The 21,912-nt window shown below is 67.9% G+C and carries 15 protein-coding genes; 14 read left to right on the forward strand and 1 reads right to left on the reverse strand.

Translation table 11 applies throughout. From position 1 onward, the window contains the following. Positions 1-45 precede the first annotated feature (45 nt). The 14 genes from ACFZBP_RS36930 to fxlM (ACFZBP_RS36995) all read left to right on the forward strand — a co-directional run bounded on the left by ACFZBP_RS36930 (position 46) and on the right by fxlM (ACFZBP_RS36995) (position 17,415). The gene (locus ACFZBP_RS36930; RefSeq protein WP_391420109.1) at positions 46-1,566 is read left to right on the forward strand and encodes an amino acid permease; all 1,521 of its coding nucleotides are present in this window, start codon (positions 46-48) and stop codon (positions 1,564-1,566) included. Further along, complete coding sequence (locus ACFZBP_RS36935) at positions 1,566-2,939, forward strand: glutamine synthetase family protein (protein WP_391420004.1); 1,374 nt, start codon at positions 1,566-1,568, stop codon at positions 2,937-2,939. The genes ACFZBP_RS36930 and ACFZBP_RS36935 overlap by 1 nt, the downstream gene beginning before the upstream one ends. A 204-nt stretch (positions 2,940-3,143) precedes the next feature. Further along, a complete protein-coding gene (fxlM, locus tag ACFZBP_RS36940; RefSeq protein WP_391420006.1) occupies positions 3,144-4,391 on the forward strand; it encodes a methyltransferase, FxLD system in 1,248 nt (415 codons plus the stop codon). Positions 4,392-4,429: 38 nt separating this feature from the next. Next, on the forward strand, positions 4,430-4,603 hold the full coding sequence (locus tag ACFZBP_RS36945) for an FxLD family lanthipeptide (protein ID WP_330347690.1): 174 nt from the start codon (positions 4,430-4,432) through the stop codon (positions 4,601-4,603). Positions 4,604-4,690: 87 nt separating this feature from the next. Next, positions 4,691-7,816: a thiopeptide-type bacteriocin biosynthesis protein gene (locus tag ACFZBP_RS36950; RefSeq protein ID WP_391420009.1), complete on the forward strand. Its 3,126-nt coding sequence runs from the start codon at positions 4,691-4,693 to the stop codon at positions 7,814-7,816. Beyond that, positions 7,813-9,048, forward strand: coding sequence for a lanthionine synthetase LanC family protein (locus tag ACFZBP_RS36955; protein WP_391420011.1), 1,236 nt, complete (start codon positions 7,813-7,815; stop codon positions 9,046-9,048). The genes ACFZBP_RS36950 and ACFZBP_RS36955 overlap by 4 nt, the downstream gene beginning before the upstream one ends. Positions 9,049-9,080: 32 nt before the next feature. Continuing rightward, the gene (locus ACFZBP_RS36960) at positions 9,081-10,118 is read left to right on the forward strand and encodes a thiopeptide-type bacteriocin biosynthesis protein (protein WP_391420013.1); all 1,038 of its coding nucleotides are present in this window, start codon (positions 9,081-9,083) and stop codon (positions 10,116-10,118) included. 140 nt (positions 10,119-10,258) lie between these two features. After that, positions 10,259-10,978: a hypothetical protein gene (locus ACFZBP_RS36965; protein ID WP_391420015.1), complete on the forward strand. Its 720-nt coding sequence runs from the start codon at positions 10,259-10,261 to the stop codon at positions 10,976-10,978. Positions 10,979-11,299: 321 nt separating this feature from the next. Next, the gene (locus ACFZBP_RS36970; RefSeq protein WP_391420017.1) at positions 11,300-12,262 is read left to right on the forward strand and encodes a hypothetical protein; all 963 of its coding nucleotides are present in this window, start codon (positions 11,300-11,302) and stop codon (positions 12,260-12,262) included. Positions 12,263-12,505: 243 nt separating this feature from the next. Further along, positions 12,506-14,395 (forward strand): ATP-binding cassette domain-containing protein, encoded by a 1,890-nt coding sequence (locus ACFZBP_RS36975; RefSeq protein WP_391420020.1) that lies wholly within the window; start codon positions 12,506-12,508, stop codon positions 14,393-14,395. 44 nt (positions 14,396-14,439) lie between these two features. Next, entirely contained in the window at positions 14,440-14,826 is a 387-nt protein-coding gene (locus ACFZBP_RS36980) for a MazG-like family protein (RefSeq protein WP_391420022.1), read from the forward strand. Beyond that, a complete protein-coding gene (locus tag ACFZBP_RS36985) occupies positions 14,823-15,398 on the forward strand; it encodes a methyltransferase domain-containing protein (RefSeq protein ID WP_391420024.1) in 576 nt (191 codons plus the stop codon). Before ACFZBP_RS36980 ends, ACFZBP_RS36985 begins: the two co-directional genes overlap by 4 nt. Before the next feature lie 29 nt (positions 15,399-15,427). Then, positions 15,428-16,123: a methyltransferase domain-containing protein gene (locus ACFZBP_RS36990; RefSeq protein ID WP_391420026.1), complete on the forward strand. Its 696-nt coding sequence runs from the start codon at positions 15,428-15,430 to the stop codon at positions 16,121-16,123. Positions 16,124-16,188: 65 nt separating this feature from the next. Further along, positions 16,189-17,415 (forward strand): methyltransferase, FxLD system, encoded by a 1,227-nt coding sequence (gene fxlM / locus ACFZBP_RS36995; protein WP_391420029.1) that lies wholly within the window; start codon positions 16,189-16,191, stop codon positions 17,413-17,415. Between the two features lie 30 nt (positions 17,416-17,445). On the opposite strand, the gene mobF is transcribed toward fxlM (ACFZBP_RS36995), so the two are convergent. Continuing rightward, positions 17,446-21,906: a MobF family relaxase gene (gene mobF / locus ACFZBP_RS37000; RefSeq protein ID WP_391420031.1), complete on the reverse strand. Its 4,461-nt coding sequence runs from the start codon at positions 21,904-21,906 to the stop codon at positions 17,446-17,448. Positions 21,907-21,912 lie beyond the last annotated feature (6 nt).

The following is a 21,912-nucleotide window of genomic DNA, read 5'->3' on the forward strand; positions in this document are numbered from 1 at the left end:
TCCAGCCCAGCGCCAAACCGTCTCTCCACCCCTTCGATCCAGAGGATTCTTTCGGTGTCTCCGAGAAGTGCCGCCCACCGGCTGGCCGACGACGATGCTGTCCTTGCCGGGCTCGGCTACCAGACCGTACTGGCTCGCCGCATGGGCCCATTCGGCAACTTCGCGATCTCCTTTTCCGTCATCAGCATCCTGTCCGGCTGCATGACCCTCTACGGGTTCGGCCTGAACACCGGCGGACCAGCCGTGATCATGTGGGGCTGGGTCGGTGTCGGCCTGATGGTCCTGTTGCTCGGCATGTCGCTGGCCGAGGTCACGTCCGCCTACCCCACGTCTGGCGGCCTGTACTACATGGCGCACCGGCTCGGCGGGCCCCGCTGGGCCTGGGTGACCGGCTGGCTCAACTTGCTCGGCCTGCTCGGCGCCATCGCCGGGATCGACTACGGCGCCGCCACGTTCGTCGGCGCGTTCGCCAACCTCCAGTGGGGCTTCACACCGACACCGGAGAAGACCATGATGATCTTCGCCGGGATCCTGCTGCTGCACGCCTTGCTGAACGTGGCCGGGGTCCGCCTTGTCAGCCTCCTGAACTCGGTCTCGGTGTGGTGGCACCTCGTCGGCGTCGCGGTCATCGTTGGAGTCCTGACCCTCGCTCCGGCCGATCACCAGAGCGCCGACTTCGTGTTCACGCAGTTCAACAACGACACCGGCTTCAGCAACGGCCTGTACGTGATGGCGCTCGGGCTTCTGCTGGCTCAGTACACCTTCTGCGGCTACGACGCCTCCTCCCACCTGTCCGAGGAAACCACGCAGGCGCAGATATCCGCTCCCAAGGGCATCGTCCGTTCGATCTGGGTCTCGTGGATCGCCGGATTCATCCTGTTGGCCGGGCTCACATCCTCCATCCAGGACTACGCAGGCACACAGAACAGCGCCACCGGCGTGCCCCCGGCGCAGATCTTCCTCGACGTCCTTGGCGTTTCCGGCGCCAAGGCACTACTGCTGATCGTGATTGTGGCCCAACTGTTCTGCGGCAACGCCGAGACAGCCGCGGCCTCCCGCATGGTGTTCGCGTTCTCCCGCGACGGCGCGGTTCCCTTCGCGGCAACCTGGCGCCGCGTCAGTGCCCGCACCAAGACCCCGGTTGCCGCCGTGTGGCTGTCGGTGGGAGTCGCGCTCATCCTGGCGGCCCCGTCGCTGTACTCGCCGACCGCCTACGCCGCAGTCACAGCCATCAACGTCATCGGCATCACCCCTGCGTACGCCATCCCCGTCTACCTGCGCCTGCGGGCTGGGGACCACTTCCAGCCCGGACCGTGGAACCTCGGCCGGTGGAGCAAACCCATCGGCTGGACGGCCGTCGCCTGGGTCGGCTGCGTCACCGTCCTGTTCTGCCTGCCGCAGGTCTCCCCGATCACCACCTCATCGTTCAACTACGCCGGCGTCGCCTTGATTGCCGTACTCACGCTGGCATGGCTGCTGTGGATCACCAAGGGGCGCCGCACCTACCGCATCCCCGCCCTGGGCAACGCGGCCTCCCACAGCTCTCTGGCCGAGGACGTGGTCTGATGAGCAGCCAGCACACTCAGCACAGCGACACGATCGCGAAGCGGGCCGGGCTGATCTCCGTCGACGCTCTCCGCGCTGCCGTGGACTGCAAAGAGATCTCCACGGTGATGGTTGCCGTCCCGGACATGATGGGCCGCCTCCAGGGCAAGCGCCTCGCCGCCAACATCTTCCTCGACCGGATCGCCTCGGGGACGACGGTGTCGGAGGCCTGCGCCTACATACTGGCCACCGACATCGACATGGACCCCCTCAAGGGCTTTGCCCTCACAGGATGGGAAGAAGGCTTCCAGGACATCGGATTCGTTCCCGATCTGAAAACCCTCCGCGTCCTGCCACACGTGCCCGGCACAGCACTTGTGCACTGCGAGGCCATCCACCCCGACGGCGCACCCGTCGACGTAGCTCCGCGCTACATCCTTCGTGCCCAGCTCGACCGACTGGCCGAATTCGGCTTCGAGGCGCGCGTCGGCCTGGAGAGCGAATTCCTCCTCTGCAAGGGCCATCAGCCCGTGGTGCCGCACAACCTCGACTACGCCCTGAGCCACCCTCCGCTGCTGACGGACTTCTTCCGCCATCTGGAAGACGCCCTACACGACGTCGGCACCCCGGTTGAGGCCGTCAAGACCGAAGGCGCTCCCGGCCAGGTGGAAGTCACCTTCCCCTATGGCCCGGCTCTGGAGGCCTGCGACGCGTACACGGTCTACAAGCAGGTCGTACGGCACCTCACCCAGCGCCAGGGACTGACGGCGACCTTCATGTCTGCACCGTTCACCGGCGTATGCAGCGGCCTGCATCTGCATCTGTCCCTCTGGCAGGACGGAGCACCGGCCTTTGCGACTGCCTCCCGCACCCAGCTCCCCACGGATGCGATGGGGCACAGCATCGCCGGACTGCTCTCCGGATTGCCGCACCTCGCCCCGCTGTACGCGCCCACCCCCAACTCTTACAAGCGCTACGCGACCCCGCACTCCTTCGCCCCCCAATTCATGAACTGGGGGATCGACAATCGCGGATGCGCTGTCCGGGTCACCGGCCATGGCGACGGCACTCACTTGGAGATCCGCTTGCCGGGCGCCGAAGCCAACCCCTATCTCGCGCTCGCCGCCTCCCTCGCCGCCGTCGTGCACGGGCTCACCGAGAAGCTCAAGCCGCCCGCCCCATGCCTGGGCGACGCCTACAACGACCGGCAGTCGCTCCCTGTGCGCCGGGACCTCTCCGAGGCACTGGCCTACTTCGCCGGCAGCAGCTTCGCCACGTGGGCGCTCGGACCCGACGTCGTACGGCACTACGCCCGCGCCGCCGAGGCTGAGATTGCCCAACACCTCGGACAGGTCACCGACGTCGAGCGGGAGCGGGGGTTCGATCGTGCCTGACGAAAGCAATCCCGCGACGGGCAAGCGCCAGTGGCGATCTCCGAGACTGCTTTCCAGCCGATCTCCGCAGGCGCCCCTCGCAGCGGCGCGTATCCGGCGCGAAAGGCGCGTCGTTCTGACTAGCGTGATCTGCATAAACGTACAGGTCCAAGGCCCCTTTCCCCACGCGTAGTTGCGCGATTCCACCGCGAAGGAAGCTCCTCTATGACCGAAGTGACCGCCGACCCACCCTCCGCCTCCGCAGCAGAGCTGCGAGACAAGCTCGTGAATGAGCTCGTGACCCAGCACGTGATCCAGACCAAGGAGGTCGAAGCGGCGTTCCGCGCGGTGCCCAGGCACCTGTTCGCCCCTGAGGCGCCCCTGGAGAAGGCGTATGCCCAGACCCATGTGGCTACGAAGCGGGACGAGAACGGCATCACCATCAGCTCGGTGTCCGCTCCGGAAATCCAGGCCACCATGCTGGAGCAGGCGGGGCTCCGGCCCGGTCACCGTTGCCTGGAAATCGGCTCCGGCGGCTACAACGCCGCACTGATGGCCTCGCTGGTCGGCTCGAACGGTGAGGTCACCACCATCGACATCGACCCGGACGTCACTGACCGGGCCCGCGCCTGCCTGAAGGAGGCCGGATACCCGCAAGTGAACGTCGTCCTCACGGATGGCGAGGACGGGTGCGCCGAGCATGCCCCCTACGACAGGACGATCGTCACGGTCGGCAGCTGGGACATCCCGCCGGCATGGGTGGACCAGCTCAGCGACGGCGGAACCATCACCGTCCCCCTTCGGATGCGGGGCCTGACCCGATCGATCACCTTCGCCCGAGAAGGAGATCACCTGGTCAGCCAGTCGGCGAAGATCTGCGGCTTCGTCACGATGCAGGGAGCTGGAGCGCACCAGGAACGACTGCTACTCCTGCGCGGCAAGGAGATCGGCCTGCGGTTCGATGACGAGTGGCCGGCCGAACCGGACTCGCTGAACGGCGCGCTCGACACCGAGCGAGTCGAGGTGTGGTCGGGGGTGAAGATCCCTCGCCAGGAGCAGTTCGACACGCTCCAGATGTGGCTGGCCACCGCACTGGACGGCTTCTGTCTCCTCGCAGTCGATCCGAAGCTGGACACGGGCTTGGTCTCCCCGCAGAACAAGATGGCTTGCCCGGCCGTGGTCGAGGGAGGCAGCTTCGCCTATCTCGCCCTGCGGAAGCTGGGCGAGGAACCAGATCCCGTGTTCGAGTTCGGAGCACACGCCTTCGGGCCGGACGCTGCCGCGCTCGCCGACGCCATGGCGGAGCAGATCCGTGTCTGGAGCCGTGACCATCGCGGCGGGCGCGGCCCGAGCATCGCGGCCTACCCGGCCGACACCCCCGATGACCGGCTCCCCGAGGGGCGAGTCATCAACAAGCGGCATGTCCGCGTCCTCATCTCCTGGCCGACGGAGGACTTTCCTCCGGCGAGCTAGGGCAACCCGCACCATCTCATTCAGAAGGAGCGAACAGCATGCAGATGAACCCCGAAGCCGCGACCACCCAGGTCGACGTGGACTTCACGCTCGACGTCCGCGTCATCGAGGCCGGTCTGCCGGTCCGTGACCTGCTGCGCGACACCAGCGACAACTGCGGCTCCAGCTGCTCGGGCACGGCCTGCACCTCGTTCGTGGGCGACCCGGCCTGACGCCGCTCACTGCCGGGGGCGTCGGGCGGACATCCCGGCCGGCGCCACTGGCACCCCCGGCACGCTCTCGAAAGGGAAGAGGAGCTGATGACAGCAGGAGCGGACCGGCTGCTGTACCGATTGGCTGGCGTGCCCCTCGTGCGCGCCACGACGCATTCAGACGGGGCGTCCCTCGCTGAGGGGCTGAACATGACCGGTTCTCCTGAGGCAGTCGTGGCCGAGGGATTGGCCTGGCTGAAACAGGTGTGGCAGCACGTGGAGACCCGGCGTGCCGTGGAGACCGCCAGCCCTGTGCTGGCCCGGCAGATCTCTGAGCTGTTTGAAGGGCGCGCTGCCCAGTCCCGCGAGGTGCGCCGCCTCGTGGCGTCTTTGGCCTCCTACCAGTTGCGCTGGCAGGGGCGAGCCACCCCGTTCGGTCTGTTCGCCGGGGTCAGCACGGCTCAAGTCGGCACTGACGCGCACGTGCGCTGGGGAGAGAGGCACCGCACAGTCGCCAGGGCGGACGCGCAGTGGTTGGGGGCCGTCGTCGCCCGTCTGGAGCAGCATCCCCGCCTGTTGGAGCGCCTGATGGTGATCACGAACCCCGTCGCGTTCGTGCGTGGGGACCGACTTGTTGTCCCCGGTGAGCCTCCCGACGACCGTCCTGGGGTGCTCGCGCCGATCGAGATATCCGTCGGCCGCACGCGTCCGGTGCGCACCGCGACGGAGGCTGCTCGCGAGCCCATCCGTTTCGGGGAGCTTGTCACACTGCTGGCCGCCGAGTACCCGAGCGCGCCACTGAAGCAGATCAGTTCCCTGCTGGCCGGACTCGTTGCCCAGCACCTCCTGCTCACCAATCTCCGGGCGCCAATGACCGTTCCGGACGCCTTGGGACACCTGCGGGCACAGCTTGAGGCGGCTGATGCCGACGAGCTGCCCGACCTCACCAGCCTGGTGCAGGAACTGCGGGTGATTGACGAAGACCTGTCGTGTCACAACGACACCGCATCCTCCACCGCGGCCCACGCCATGAGGGCAACGGTGGCTAAGCGCATGAACGCGATATGCGACATCGCATCACAGCCGCTGGTTGTGGATACAGCGCTGGACTGCGACGTGTCTCTTCCCGAGGCGGTGATTCGTGAGGCCGAGAGCGCTGCCTCCGTGCTGCTGCGTCTGACGCCCTACCCATTCGGCTATCCCCGGTGGAAGGACTTCCACGTCCGTTTTCGGCAGCGGTACGGAGTGGGGGCCGTCGTCCCTGTGCCTGAGCTGGTCGGCGACACCGGGCTAGGGCTGCCTGCCGGATACCTGGGCTCGTCGGTGGCGAACACCGCACGCACGCTGACCGAACGCGATGAAACTCTGCTCGCCCTTGTCCAGCAGGCCGTCATCGACGGTGCTGAAGAGATCGTGCTGACCGAGCCCCTGGTCCGCAGACTGACGGTCGGCAACCCGTCCGAGATGCTCCCGCCGCCACGCGCCGAACTCGCCTTTCAGATCCACGCTGCCTCGCCACAGGCCGTAGTCGACGGGTCGTTTCGCCTGCTCGTTACCGCAACCCCGCGCCCCGGCAGCAGCATGGCTGGACGGTTCACTGACCTGCTGCCCGAGGCCGACCGGAAGAACCTGTCCGACACATACGCCGCCCTGAGTACGGACGCGCCGGAGGCCATCGCCGCCCAGCTGTCGTTCTTCCCACGCAGGCGGCGCAGCGAGAACGTCGTCCGGACGCCCCAACTGCTCCCGCGCGTGATCTCCCTGTCTGAGCACCGCGATCCCCACCCTGATCTCATACAACTACACGACCTCGCGGTCACCGCAGACGCGCGCCAGCTCCACTTGGTCCAGCTGTCGACCGGCAGGCGCATCGAACCGCGGGTCGTGCATGCCCTGGAGGCGGGCACCCTCACTCCGCCGCTCGCCCGCTTCCTCGCCGAGATCACCACCGCACGCTGTGCCGTCTACAAGGCGTTCGACTGGGGAGCCGCGGTACGCCTGCCATACCTGCCGCGGCTCCGCTACGGCCGGAGCGTGCTCTCGCCGGCACGCTGGCTCCTGACGGCAGCAGACCTTCCCAAGCCCGCTGCCCCGCTGGCCGAATGGGACGGTGCCTTTGAGACGTGGCGTAGTCGGCTGCGTGCGCCGGAAGCCGTCGTTCTGTGCGAGTCCGACCTGCGCCTGCCACTCGACCTCAGCCAGCCCCTCCACCGGCTGCTGCTGAGGAACCGCCTCAACGCGGCCCGCGAGGTCGAGTTGCAGGAGGCCCAGGCCCTCGCCGACCTGGCGTGGATGGGCCGCGCCCACGAATTCCTCCTCCCGCTGCGTCTTGCCCACCCACGCTCCGTAGAACGAAATCCGGAGACGCCGTCCCCCCTTCGTGTCATCGAACGCGATGCGGGGCATCTGCCAGGCCGCGCTGAATGGCTGTACGCGCAGGTTCATGGACACCCCGACCGCCAGGATGAAGTCCTGGCTGAGCACCTGCCACGCCTCTTCGACGGCTGGACCGGCGTACGGCAGTGGTGGTTTAGGCGTCACCGCGACACCACCCGCCCCGACGCCGAGCAGTACCTGAGTCTCCACCTGCGCCTGCCCACTCCCGATCAGTACGGACAGGCCGCCACCCGGGTCGGAGAGTGGGCCGCCGACCTGCGTGGCCGCGGCCTTCTTGCGCACCTTCAGCTCGCCACTTACCAACCCGAAGCGGGACGTTACGGTCACGGTGAGGCGATGGACACGGCGCATGAGGTGTTCGCCGCCGACTCCGCCGCTGCCCTCGCCCAGATCACGCTTGTCGCCCGCACCGGGCTGCCGCCCGAAGCTGTCACCGCCGCCGGCCTGGTCGACCTTGCCGCCTCCTACGCAGAAACCCCCGGCATCGGCATGCGCTGGCTGATCAACCATCTCCCGCACGAGCAGGGCAAGTTGGACCAGGCCCTGCGGGATGCCGGGATGCGATTGGCGGACCCCGGCAAGGAGTGGGCGACGCTGCGCGCCACGCCAGGCGCCGACGACGTGACACACGCCTGGGAAGGACGCCGAATTGCCCTTGCCGCCTACCGCACGCAACTTGCCCGACAGCGCGAGCCCTACGGCGTGCTGAGGTCCCTGCTCCACATGCATCACGTCCGCACCATCGGTGTCGATCCGGACCGCGAACGGGTCAGCCACCGACTGGCCCGCGCCTCAGCCCTGCGCCAGACCGCCCACGAACGGAAGGGAACGCGGTGAACGCGCAGACCCGCACCGCGTCCGCCGCCGCCGCGGAGGAGATTGCCCGGCAGCTGACGACGCCCGAACCGCTCCTCACCGAGCTGGGTTGGCGTACGCAGTCCCTGTCCAAGGGAGCAGCCGGTGTCGCACTGCTGCACATCGAGCACGCTCACGCTGGGGAAGGCAGTTGGCGGACCGTGCACACCTGGATGACGGCCACCGTCGGGGACGGAGTCAGTGCTGCCGACGACGCCGGCCTGCTCTTCGGCGCACCCGCACTCGCCTTCGTTCTCCACGCGGCCGGGGCCGACGGAACCGACCGATACGGTCCAGCCCGCACCGGCGTGGACACGCATGTCACCGCACTCACCCACCGCCGCGTTGACCTCGCACAGGCCCGTATCGCCCGCGGCGAGCTTCCCGCCTTCAGCGAGTACGACCTCCTTCACGGCCTGACGGGGATCGGCGCCCATCTCCTTCAACACGCAGCCGGTAACGATGCTTTGGGGCGGGTCCTGACCTACCTCGTACGCCTGACACAACCGCTGCGGATTGACGACGAGACCCTGCCGGGGTGGTGGGTCTTCCACGACCCCCAGGGCAAGCAGGCCAGTGCCTTCCCCGGTGGGCACGGCAACTTCGGCATCGCGCACGGCATCGCCGGGCCGCTCGCGCTCCTCGCCCAGGCTCGACGCCGAGGGATCACCGTAGACGGGCACGACGAAGCCCTGCACGCGATCACCACGTGGCTGGACACCTGGCGGCAGCACGCCGACTCGGGCCCGTGGTGGCCACAGTGGATCACCCGAGACCAGATACGTACCGGGCGACCGGGCCAGCTCGGCCCACTGCGACCGAGTTGGTGCTACGGCACTCCCGGCCTTGCCCGCGCTCAGCAGCTCGCAGCCATCGCCACTATGGATTCCGCCCGTCAGCAGCTGGCTGAACACGCCCTCGCCCGCTGCTTGTCCGACCCAGCCCAGCTCAGCAGGATCACGGACACCAGCCTCTGCCATGGCTGGGCCGGGCTGTTCCAGACTGCCTGGCGGTCTGCCCGCGACGCGTGCTCTCCGGAGATCAGCGTGCACGTGCCCGCCTTGGCCGACCGCCTCATCCAGCAATGTCGCACCCGTCTCGGCGAGGACACCGGACTACTCGAAGGCAGCACGGGACTCGCCCTCGCCCTCCACGCTGCCGCACGCACCACACCGCCGATCTCCGGGTGGGACTCGTGCCTTTTGATCAACTGAGCTGCCCCCGGGCCAGGAAGGGATGAGGAAGGGTGGAAGATTCCGTCTCGCCGCACGAGGTGGCCAAGAGCGTTCTGGAGGTTCTGGCCGGCGTCCCGCTCCACCAGGCTGCCGCCCGTGCTGGGATGAAGACCGATGATCTCTCCAATGCCGTCGAGGTCTACCAGGCCGCCGGAGAGTACGCCCTCGAAGCGCAGGCTGAGGCCGCGTGTGGCTGGTACTCAGTCTCCATTCAGTTTGCGGACTGGAGTGCCGCCGAGCAGACCGCCACCACCGTCCTCGGTCCACAACTGGAGCGGGCGGAGCACACGGGGGCGCTCACGGGTTGGTGGTTCCTTCGCAAGCACCCCTGCTGGCGTCTCCGCTGTCGACCCGGCCCTGCGGCCACCCGCGCCGATGCCGGGAACGCCGTGAGCAACATCCTGGGCAGGCTCATGGCCGAGGGAGTCGTTGACCGATGGTGGCAGACCATCTACGAGCCCGAGTCCCTGGTGTTCGGCGGTCCCCACAGCATGGTCATCGCCCACGATCTATTCCATGCCGACAGCAAGGGTGTCCTCGACTACGTCGGCCGCCATGACGCCGATGCACTGCCTGGAACCACCCTTGGCCGTCGAGAGCTGTCCGTCCTGCTGTGCAGCACCCTATTCTTCGGCGCTGGTCAAGAACCGCACGAGCAGGCCGACATCTGGCACCGCGTCGAACAGCTGCGACCTCTGCCGTCTGATACGCCCGCCGACCGGCTGACCGGGATGGCTGCGGCCCTTCAGGTCCTGATGCAACTCGACACCAGCGCCACCAGCCCCTTGTTCAACGAGGGCGGCTCGCTCGCCTTCATCGCGCCCTGGGCCGCTGCATTCGAGAGTGCGGGTCGGCGCCTGAGCCTCGCGGCACACACCGGCTCTCTCCCGCGGGGCATGCGGGACATCCTTGCGCACCACGTGATCTTCGCCTGGAACCGGCTGGGCCTCGATAGCCGAACACAGGGCATCCTCGCGCGAGCGGCACGTGAAACCGCAATGACCCCACGGGCCATCAGGCTCGATGCCCCCTCGTCGGAGGGAAGTTGATGTACGGGGAACCCGACGATCCCGCCGTCACTACACGGATGCGAACCGCCCATCTCCGAGCCTGCACCGCGCTTGGAATCCGCCCGGAACAGGGACCCGACGAGGCGTGGGGGTGGCGCGGACGAACGCTGAGCCTGCCCGTGTTCACCCCCAGCGGTCCAGCCTGGCTCCGCGTCGGCGCTGCCCCGTCCACCGCGATCGACGCCCGATTCTGGGACGGCTCCATTGCGGCCGAGCAGGCCATCCCGGCATCGGTGCCGCGCCCTCGGCTGCGGACCGTCCACGACTGGAGCGACGAGCAATGGGCGTACCGCGCGGAACTGTACGACCGGATCACTGCCAGACCCGCCTCGCCCACCGCCACACTCGCTACCAGTCCGGATCTTCCGTCCACTTGGTGGAAAGCCGTCCGATCCGTACTGAGCGACATCGCTCAAGTGCCCACAGAGCGTTTCTCCGTACACCAGCCCTTTCTCGATCGCGCCATGCCGCAGTTCCTCGGCGAGCCAATCGACACCACGCCGCCATCGTGGTCCACAGCGCATGGTGACTTCCACTGGGCGAACCTCTGCGCTCCCGAACTCCGCATATTCGACTGGGAAGGGTGGGGCCTCGCCCCGACGGGCTACGACGCTGCTGTGCTCCACAGCCACAGTCTGCTCATCCCATCCGTCGCCGCCTGCGTCCGCCGCGAACTGGAGGACGTTCTCAACACCCCCGAGGGCCGGTATGCCGAACTCGCCGTCATCACTCAGCTCCTTCACAGCACGACCCACGGTGGCAACCTCGAACTCGCGGACCCCCTTCGCCGCCGCGCTGAACGTCTCCTGGGGCGCGCTGTTCCCCAGCCAGCCAATTGAGCGCAGGAACGGTGTACGGCACGGCTGCCCGACAGGTGCCCCAGCGCCGGTTGCACGAATCACCAGGACAAGACTCCGCGCAGAGTGCGGATCATCGCTCGTGGCGCAGCGCGGCGATGGGCAGGCCGCGACATGAACGCGACGGCACAACACCGCCTCCCCGGTAGTCCCATCGCACATCGCGCGGTTTCGTACTTTCCCGCGGTGTGCCGGCCCCGCCTGACCTGCCCGGATCTCGAAACCCGGATCGCGGAGGTCCAGAGGTATGCGAATGCTTGCGAGCACCAGACAGAACCAGCCGAGCGGCGTCACCGAGCCTGCGTGGTCTGGAACCTGGCGGCGCTGATCGCGGCGGACTGCAGCATGCCCGACCTCGCCGCATCCCTATGCGAACGCCAGTTTCATATCTTCCAGGCCGCGTGGCCAGTGACCGGTCGCACGGCGATCGCCTCACTCCAGCCGCTCGTCAACCTCGCTCGTCTCACCCATCGGGCCGGGGATCCTCACGGCGCCTACCATGCGCTGCACGCCATGAACCACGCCGTACACCACGGTGGAAACGCCCTGGTCCACGGCACGACCATCCCCTTCGACCACTTCGTCACCACAGACGCAGACCGGCAAGAGGCCACCACGTGGCTGCGCGCAATCATGCTCGAAGACGGCACCCGTCTCCTGGCATCCACAGGCCAGTGGACGAGGGCCGCAGCGCACGCCGCACTGTACGACGACGCTGGTGAACGCCTGCGCGAGTCCCGACAAACACAGATCATTGAAAGCCTGCACAACGGGCATACCCGCTCAGCAGTCACGACCCTCGAAGCCAGCGTGACCACCGAACCATGGGAGCGGGCAGTCGCGGCGTGTCTGCGCAGCTACATCGACCTGCGCACCAATCAGCTGACGCCCAAAGGCGTCGCGCGGGCGTTGGATGTGGTTCGGAACGCCCGGCAATCACCGGCCCAGGACATGGCCCACTTCCACTTCCGGCTCGGCCTCACTGCAGTTGATCTCGCCACTGAGACGTGCCCGGGACAGGCGGAGGCCCTGTGCTCCGAGCTGATCCGGGCCGCCGCGGAATCCGAAGATGCCTTCGCAGCCAGGGAGGTCCTACGCCACAACGCCGCTCGCGGGCAGATGACGCCAGCGGAGAGTGAAACGCTGAACACGCTTGTCCGCAGGGCTGGCCTCGGCCGCGGATCGATCCCGCCCTCCCTGCTCGCCGAGTTGTTGGCATCGGTCGAAAGCACGGAAGACGTCCTGATTCGGGCCCTCCGTACCTGAGCGAGGCACCACCGATCACCCACCGAAAACCTCCTGTGCCACAGGCGTTTCAGACGTCGGCGATTCGGCCATTCCTCTCCGCTCGGGAACGGCTCCACCACCGTGTCCGCATGTTCGACCCCTTGCGTTTCAAGGCCCCCACGGCGTCCGGAATCGAGCGCGTTCGATTCCGGCGCCGCGTCGTTATGCCGTGCACCGCCGAGCCATCCAGGTGCGGCCCCCGACCCCCTAGGAGGGACACAGGTGACTGTGACTGACGCCTCGACTGCCAACGCTGAGACGCCGCCCCCTCCGCCACCTGCGGAGATCCGCTACAGCGGCGAGTACTCCGTCAACCCGCTCGGCGACGTGTCCTTCACGCAGATGTGCGGCCGCCTGCCGGCTGTGCTGCGTCGCATCTGCCGCATGGCCTGGCAGCTCGACCGCACGGCCGTTCTCCTCCTCGCCGCCTGCCAACTGGTCACCGGCGCCGCCGCCGCGGTGGGCCTGGCCGCAACTGCCCGCGCCATGCAGCCGATCCTCGGCCCCGGAGCTGTGGCCGACAGGCTTCATCAGGCGCTACCCGCGCTGCTCGTCGTGGCCGGCGCGGCGGCACTCGGGCGGCTGTCCAGCGCGCTCGCCTCGTACGCAGGTCGCAGGCTCACCCCGCCGCTGACGACCTACGCAGACTCCTCGCTGGTCGAGGCTGTGTGCCGAGTTGAAGCCGCTGCCTACGCCCAGGACGGGTTCGCTGACCGGCAGGAAGCCGCCGAGATGGGCGTGGTGCGCACGCACGTGATGGTGACCGACGCGCAGCGGTTCGTGGCCGCTCTCATCAAGATGGTGGCCGCGAGCGGAGTCCTGTCCGTGCTGCACTGGGCGATGCTGCCGCTGCTCCTCCTCGCCGTCCTGCCGGCCGGAGTCGGCGCCGTGCTCACCGCGCGTGTCGACTACGAGATGCACTACGCGAACGTGTCGGACCGCAACGTGCGCCACATGATGCGCTGGTGGGCCACCACGCCGAAACACGGTGACGAAGTCCGCGCCAACGGCATGACCGGCTATCTGCTGTTCTGGTACCGGTCACTGTCCGAACGCATCGACCGCCGCCTGCTGGACGCCGCCCCACGGACCTTGCGCATCACCCTGCTGTCCTCGACAGTCGGCGGCTTCTTCCTGCTTCTGGCCTGGGCCGCCCTCGCCTGGCTGGCCATCACCGGGCGCATCGAACTCGCCATTGCCGCGACCGCGGTCGTCGCCGTTCAGACCACGCTCGCAGCGCTCTCCCAAGTCGTCATCAACGGGGCGGCCCTGTTCCACACCAGCCTCTACCTGACCGACATGCAGACGTTCCTCGACAACGCCGCGCAACGGGCCCCGCAGCGCGGTGAGTTGTCAGCTCCAGCGTCCCTGGAGGAAATCCGGATCGACGACGTGATCTATCAGTACCCCGGCAAGGACCGCCCGGCCGTGGACGGCGTATCCCTCTCGCTGCGCCGTGGCGAGATCCTGGCCATCGTCGGCGAAAACGGCAGCGGCAAGTCCACCCTCCTGCGCTTGATCACTGGCATCTATCTTGCGGACAAGGGTCGCGTTCTGTGGAACGGCGCGGACCTCGCCACCCTGGACCAGAACAGTGTCTGGGCCCGTACCGGGCTCGTGCCGCAGCTCTTTGCCCAGTGGCCCCTGCGGGTCCGCGAGAACGTCACCCTCGGGCAGCCCCGCACCCGCGACGACGGGCCTGTATGGGATGCGATCGACGCCGTAGGCATGCGAGAGGCGGTCGAGGCGCTGCCCGACGGGATCGAGACGCTGCTTGCCCGGGAAGTCTTCGGGGGCGCCGAACTCTCCGGCGGGCAGTGGCAGCGCCTGGCCTGCTCGCGCGCGATCTACAGGCGCCCTGAACTGCTCATCCTGGATGAACCCACCTCCCAGATGGACGCCCGAGGCGAGCACCAGATCTTCGAGAAGATCAAACGCGGCGCCGCTGACCGCATCACGATCGTGGTCACGCACCAGTTGGAAAACACCCGCCTCGCCGACCGGATCCTTGTCATGGACAAGGGCCGAGTCATCGAGCACGGCCGGTACGAGGACCTGGTCAGCTCCGGTGGCTTGTTCGCCGAACTCGTCGCTCTGGCCCAAGACCGTTGACCGTACCGGCACAGAGTCATTCCCTCCACAGAAGCGAGACGCGCATGACTGATACCTGGAAGACGATCGCCGACCTTGCCGACCGGTTGGAAGACCACTCGACCCTTCCCCGCGAGCAACGCATCCTGCTCCAGCTCCTCAAGATCCAGGAGGAGGCGGGCGAGGTCGCCGAGGCGGTGATCGGAGCTATGGGGCAGAACCCCCGCAAAGGGCACTCGCACACCTGGGACGACGTCGAAGCCGAGATCTGCGACGTCATCGTCACCGGCATGGTCGCTCTGGCCCGTATGAACCCTGATGCCCAGGCCGTGTTCGCACGCCACATGGACCGCATCGCCTCTCGGGACCTGGTGGCAGAGGGCGCCACTCGGCCCGCGGCCAGCCACACCGCACCGACGGCCGACTATCGCGCCGGGGGGAACAACACGTGATCACCTCCCCTGTCGACTACTGGGAACCCCGGTGGGCCTCCGGCCGCCGCTACCGGCAGATCACCGACGCCGAGACCCAGCTCCTCGCCGACCATCTCGGTCCCGGCCACGGACGGCCGGCCCTCGATGCGGGATGCGGCGACGGCGCCTTGGCCCGCCATCTACACCACCAGCTCGGCTACCGGACCATCGGCGTCGACTGTGCTCCCAGTGCCATCACCGTTGCCATGGATGCTGAACCGGGCTCAAGCGATCAGCCCAGGTTCCAGGTCATGGACTTCGCGGCTGACGACGTGAGCCAGCTGCCCGACCCGGCATACGCGGTCATCACCTGTCGGCTCGTCTTCCGGTTCATCGCCGACAAGGCCGGCTTCCTGGACCAGGTCCGTCAGCTCCTCGTCCCCGGCGGGACCTTCTGGGTGGTCACCGAGCTCGCTGACCGGCGGGCCGACAACGATCCCCTCAAGGACTTGGGCATCACCGCGCCCGACGTAGAACTCCTCACCGCCCGCTGGTCCAGCGTGACCGCCGTCAACCTCGACCAGCTTGCCTGCTTCGCCCTCCGCCCGTGACCCCGCCAATCCGATCGGAGAAGACCACTGTGAGCAGCCAGTCAGGAAACCGGGAGAGCTGGGCCCGCTACGGGCAGATCCAGCTGGATCGCGGCTACCTCCCGCCCGTTCCCGAACAGATCAGGTGGGGGTTCTGGGACGGAGTCGGACCCGGCGACGAGGTCCTCGGACCGCTGGCCGGAAGACTGGTCCTGGACATCGGATCAGGTCCTGGACACCACGCCGTACACCTCGCGCGCGCCCACGGCGCCCTCGTGGACGCGATCGAGTTGTCACCGACACAGCACGAGCGGGCCCTTCATCGGTTCGGCGACGAACGCGGTGTCCGCTTCGTGCAGGGCGATGTCGTCGACCACCTGAGCCCGGCAGCGCCGTACGAGGCGGCGTACGCAATCGGCACCCTCGCCTACGCCGACCCTCACCACCTACTGCCAGCGTTGCGGGACGGACTCATTGCCGGAGCACCGCTGGTCTTCTCCGTCCTGCACACCAACCTTCACGATCAGGGTCCTTCCCCTGCCGTCGCGCCCCGGCAGGAGATGATCCGCATCCGCGACCAGGAACCAATCCCCGTGCAGATGTGGGTGCTTACTCCACAACTGTGGGAGGACCTACTAGTCGACTACGGCTTCCGGGTGGAGTCGCTCGATCTGCTCCATGCTCCCGAGGCCGACAACCCCGTTGTCGTACAGCTCATCCGCGCCCGCCGGGCCTCGCGTACGTAGGGGACTTGCGGCAATCGCCGTCGGAAGACTTTCCGGCCCCAACCACACTCGAATGGAGACCACCCTTGACCCCCGTCACCGGCCCCGCCGAACTGCGCGAAGCGCTCGTGACTCGTCTCATCGACGGCGGACACCTGCGAACCCCCGCAATCATCGCTGCCTTCCGGGGCACCGAGCGCCACCAGTTCCTCCCCGGTGTCGACCTACCAGCCGCGTACAGCGAGGACGCCGTGCCCACCAAACACGACAAGACCGGCGAGATGATCTCCTGCATCTCAGCACCCTCGATCGTCGCCACTCAACTGGAACAGATGGGCGCCGAGCCCGGACACAAGATCCTGGAAGCGGGGGCCGCCACCGGCTACAACGCCTACCTGCTCGGACAACTCGTGGCCCCCGAAGGTCACGTGTGGACCGTGGACGTCGACCAGGACCTTGTCGACGGCGCCCAGCAGAACCTCACGCAGGCCGGGGCCACGAATGTGACCGTCGTGCTGGGCGACGGCGCTGCCGGTCTACCCGAGCACGCCCCCTTCGACCGCATCCAATTCACCGTCGGAGCCAGCGACATCCCCGTCAAGATCCCCGACCAACTGTCCCCAAACGGACGCCTGGTTATCCCGCTTCGGGTTCGCGGCAGCATCTCCCGTAGCTTCGCCTTTGAACGCGACGGTCAGGCGTGGAAGACCGTTTCCACGGAGATGATGACGTTCGTGCCGCTACGCAAGGGGGTCTGTGACGACACTCGCACCATGGTCGACATGGCCGGAGAGGGCGACGTCCGCTTGGAGACCTACGCGGAGCAAGACGTCGACCGCGACGCGATCCGCACTGCCTTGGACCAGCCCCCGGCCGAGATCAACACGAGCGTGAAGTTCCGCACGGGCGACTCCTACGAGTGGCTGTACTTGTACCTGGCCTACGTTCTTCCCAACGGCCTGTCCCGGATGCCCGGATCACGCCCCGGCCTCATTCCCAACTTCGGTTGGGGCTCCATGACAGCACTCGACGGTGCGACCCTCGCCTACCTCACCAAGCGCGACGGTGAGGACGAGCACGGCACGTTCTGGCAGCTCGGTGTCATCGGTCACGGCCCACAGGCCGCAGACCTCGCCGAACAGGTCGCCACCGAAATTCACAAATGGCATCGACACTGGGGCAACGAGGTACCGGCCCCCAGCTTCCGCATGGCAGTCGGTGACGCCCGCGACCAGATCGGCGCCGCCGTCCCGCGCTTCGTCATTGATAAGCCCGCCAGCCGCCTCGTCCTCGACTGGCCTCGACAGTGCTGAACGTCGGCTTCGCGCGCCTCGAAGGGCTCCTTACATCGTTGGCGTGTCCGGGGCAGCCTCCGGAGACTGATCGGGATGCGAGAACTCCGCTGTAGTGCGGCTGGCGTACGGAGATTCCGGGTTCGCGGTGTACGGCGTCGGGGGCTTTCCAACCTCGGCCCGCCGACGTCCATCCTGAGTCCGCCGCGTCATCTCCTCTTGAAGACCGGACGCTCGGTGTTCAGCACCGCGAGCGGTGCTCCGCGCCGTGACTGCCTCTGCTCGGAGGTTCTTGGCGCTTTGGTTGTCCTTCTCCTGGGCTCGCCGCCGGAGCGCGATCTTGTCTGGCTCGGACATGTTCGCCTCGATGAGCACGGCGTCGAACTCATCGGCAGGACCTGCGGACTCGGACACGTCGCGGAGCCGCCCGTTCAACTGCTCCAGCTCACGCACGGCCTCTTCGTACCCGTGAAGCAGTTCGCCACGGTCGGCTTCGACTGTGCTCCGGGCATCCCCGCGCAACACCGGTCGCCCGAATCGACCGGTGGCAGTCAGCTGCTGCTGGAGCCTTTCAAGACGTTCCTCGACGCCGCGTAGATCAGCGGTCCGTTCGGCGACAACCCCCCTCAACGCTTGGACTTCACCGATCGCGGCAGCGCGGTGGGCAATGTCCTGCTGGCGACGGTCGAGCGCGAGCACGTTCGGGCCGGTTCCAGCGGCGGCTTGCTGTTCGGCGCGGTCGGCTGCCGCTTCCGCTTTCTCGGCCGCCGTCCTGGTGGCACGCGCGGCCGTGGCAGCTTTGCGCGCAGCGTCGCGAAGGGCCGCGTTGCTGAGATGTGCGTACGGGCGGTCAGCCGTCGGCGCGGTATCCGGTGCTGAGGCCGGCGCGGTGTACCGCTCCGCAGTGCTCGGGGTGTGCCGTCCTTCGGTCTCCGGCGCGTCCTCGGGGTCGTCCGTCTCGTGCGGGTCACCGGTTCCGGGAGCGCGCGGGGTCGGCAGATCGGCTACCGCCTCCCGGACGGGGGCGGGGACTGCGGCCTTCGGGAGTTCGGTGAGGATCATGCGCTCTTCGGTGCCGCTCTCGATCTCGCGGATGAGGCCCGCGACAGCGCGGTCAAGCTGTTCCTGCTCGGTGAGCGCGTCGCCTCCGTGGGCACGGTCAGCGTCGGTTTCGTAGACGGACAGCGGCAGGAAGAGGTGGGACTCCTTCTTGTCGCGGCTCATCATCGTGTACAGCGCATTCGCCTGCGCACCGGGACCGTAGACCAGGGCCTCTTGGACGCTCAGGCCCTGGGACTTGTGGCCGGTGATCGCGTACCCGAGGCTGAGTCCTCCTTGAGCGATGTAGTCGGCGTCGACCCATTCGGCTACGTCTCGGTGGCCATCGGCGGTCTTCTCGCGCCACTCGACCAGGACCCGGCGTTCCTCATCGACGGCGCGAACGATTCCGCGGTACCCGTTCAGTACGTCCTCGTGCTCGCCTCGGCTTCGCTTGCCCCGGTAGTCGTTGGTCCGAAGGAGGACCTGGTCCCCGACGGACAGCGTCAGTTCGCCACCGCCGGGGAGGGCGTAGACGTGTTCCGGGCCGGTGAGGTCGCCGCTCGCCTTCCGCAGGGCGCGGGCCCCGACATTCAGTTCCTCCACGATCTCGTTGGTGGCGGCCAGCATGAGGAGCTGCTGTACGGCGGTGTGGTCGTCGGTGTGCTCGGCGCGCTTGTCGGCCCAGACGGTGAGCATCGCGGCGAGGGTGGCGTCCTTGTCAGCGAGAGCGTGCACGCGGCCGGTTCCAGCGAAGGTACGGAGCGCTTCCACGCGGCTGTCGTCGCGCCACAGCTCCAGTGCCCGGCGCTCGATCGCGTCCTTCTGCCGGAAGTTCTGGCTGAGGGTGAGCCCTCCAACAAGGTGGTGGACAGCGGCGAAGCTGCCGCCGATGCCCGGCGAGTGCAGCTGCTTCGGGTCACCAATGCCGACGACCTTCGTGCCGGTCTTCGCCGCGTGAGTGAGGAGTTCGGCGATGTCGCGGTCATCGCACATCGCAGCCTCGTCCACGACCAGCACGTCAACGCCGTTGAGGCCGGCTCCGCCGGTACGGATGCCGGTGAGCCAGGACGCGAGGGTGCGTGAAGTGATCCCTGCTTCGGCTTTGAGGTTCGCGGCGGCGACGGCGGCCGTACTGGCTCCGGCGATGACGAGTCCGTTGGCCTCCCACGCCTGCCGGGCGGAGTCCATGATGGTGGTCTTGCCCGATCCGGCGATGCCCACCACGGCGTCGATCCCGTGTCCGGCGGTCAGCAGCCGTTCGAGGACCGCGCGCTGTTCGTCGGAGAACTGGAAGCTGCCGCCGTGCTGGGCTTCGACGGTCGACAGGGTCATGTCGACCGTGTCGCGGCTCACGACGGCGGTCTGTGTGTCGAGACGGCTCGTTGTCTCGGAGACGATGAGCGTTTCCGCGGCGACGACATCCGCCGTCGTGTATCGGTCGGCGTGCGTGAAGTGCTGGGCACCCTTCGGGTTCAGCTTGACCGCGTACCCCGCGTGTCGGAGGACCGAGTTGGTGAGGTGTTCGGCCTCCTCGACGTCTGCAACTCCGTACGGGAGGGCGTCCAGGACGGCGGCGATGGCAGCGGCGTGGGTGAATTCCTTGGAGTGGCTGGTCAAGCCGGTCTTCGGGTCGAAGACCTGGGCGCACAGTTCGCCCAGGCCCGGGTTCTCCTCGGAGTTGCTCGGCTCCATCGCGCTGGCCGCGATGGCGTCGGGGTCATCACCGGCAGCGCGGCCTTCGGCCTGCCAGTAGTCGCGCAGGACGTCGTCCGCTACTCCTGCGGCTTCTCCGTTCTTCGCGGCCTTGGACGCGGTGGAGGCCGCGGTGCGCTCGCGGGTCGTGGCGCTGTCGTAATCGATGCCCAGCTTGGTCAGCAGCTCCCGGACCTGGCTGTCGCGCTTGCTGAAGAGGCGGATCGTGGCCTCGGGGATCGCGGCGATCTCCCAAGCACCGGTCCGCTCGTCCCGACGGAAGGAGATGCCGAACTCGTCAGTCAACTCGCGCCGAATGCGGGCGTTCATGAGGGACTGTGTGGCGCGGGCGTGCCGGTGCAGGTCGCGGCCCCCGCTGGCCATAGTGGACCACTTGCCGTCGGCGCCCTTGACCATGTTGGCCAGGGTGAAGTGCAGGTGGAAGTGGGGGTCGCCGTACGGGGCGCCGTCCACGGGCCGGGCGGCGCGGTGCACCATCATCCAGCCGGAGAACCCGCTCGTCTTCACGGTCTCGGCCTCGTCACCGTCGCCGTGGTGGCCGCGCATGGCGTACGCGGTCCACCGTTCCAGGGCGGTGATGGACTCGCGGCCGGCGGAGGTGTAGATGCCCTCGACCTGGGCGGCGATCTCCTCGGGCGCGTAGGCGAGGAACGCGGACTTCGACTTCGCGAGGTCCAAGGTGACGTCGGCACCGAAGTTGCCGACCTGCACTCGGCCTTCGAGGAGGGCGGCTTTGATCTCCTCGGCGTCCCACACGTCCTCGGGCGCGAGTCCTGCCGCCTTGGCCATGGCGACGGCTTCACGGACGTCCATAGACAGGTCCCGAAGCCGTCGTTCACCCTCGCCCGCGGTCTGGACGTACCGGCGCTTCATGGACGCAGCGGTGAACAGGTCGGCGGGTTGCTGACCGATCTCGGTAGCGCGCGCCTCGACGGCGCGCAGGAGTGCGCGGGCGTCCAGGTGGCCGCCCGCCTCGGCGGCCACGGCCTTCTCCAATGTGTCTTCGCCGTACAGGTCGACGGCGTCGATGCCGACGGCGTCGGCGAGTTTGAGCAGGGTGGAGGCTGGGATGCGGTGCGATTCCCCGAACCGCTTGAGCTGGCTCTCCATCCTTCGGAAGGCTTCCTGCTTGCGCTTGGAGTCCAGCAGGGAGATGGGGTTCACGCTGCGTTCGGCGGCGGCGCGGCGGATGGCGCGGGCCAGCGGGGCGGCGGGGAGCTTGGCGGCCGGCGCGATAGCGAGCTTGGGTTCCACGAGGGTTTGCCCGGTCCGGGGGTCCTCACCGTGCATGAGGCGTCGGGCGGCCTGGAAGTGCTCGGGGGCGAGGATGCTGCCGGGGGTGATGTCGAACTCGGTGAGGCCGTTGCCGATCCAGACCAGGGGGCGTTCGCTGGCATCGAGGTGGTAGTCCACCTGGCCGTCGGCGGCTGGTTGGGGAAGGGCCTGGTCGCCGTAGAGGTCGCGGGCATCGAGGCCGGCGGCGGCAGCGACTTCGACGGCGTCGAACCCGGTGAACCGCGCCGTGCCCTTGCTGCGTATGAGCCCGCGGGCTCGGAAGAAGGCGCGCTTGGCCTCGCGGGAGCCGAGCAAGGACGCGACGGGAGCGCCTGCCGCTTCGGCCTTGGCCTCGATGGCGGCGACGAGGAGGGCCGCGTCGACCGTGGTGGACTTCCCGCAGCCGTGACCGCCGGTAAGGCGGTACTCAACCTGCTCGTCGGACGGGCCGATCATGGTCACCCACCCCACCGGCCCGCTCACCCCCCG

This window comes from Streptomyces sp. NPDC008086 (assembly GCF_042957325.1).
Taxonomy (GTDB): Bacteria; Actinomycetota; Actinomycetes; order Streptomycetales; family Streptomycetaceae; genus Streptomyces.

Coding starts and splice junctions, on each gene's coding strand:
- ACFZBP_RS36935 (WP_391420004.1), top strand. CDS start 1,566: ATGAGCAGCCAGCACACTCAGCACAGCGACACGATCGCGAAGCGGGCC.
- fxlM (WP_391420006.1), top strand. CDS start 3,144: ATGACCGAAGTGACCGCCGACCCACCCTCCGCCTCCGCAGCAGAGCTG.
- ACFZBP_RS36945 (WP_330347690.1), top strand. CDS start 4,430: ATGCAGATGAACCCCGAAGCCGCGACCACCCAGGTCGACGTGGACTTC.
- ACFZBP_RS36950 (WP_391420009.1), top strand. CDS start 4,691: ATGACAGCAGGAGCGGACCGGCTGCTGTACCGATTGGCTGGCGTGCCC.
- ACFZBP_RS36980 (WP_391420022.1), top strand. CDS start 14,440: ATGACTGATACCTGGAAGACGATCGCCGACCTTGCCGACCGGTTGGAA.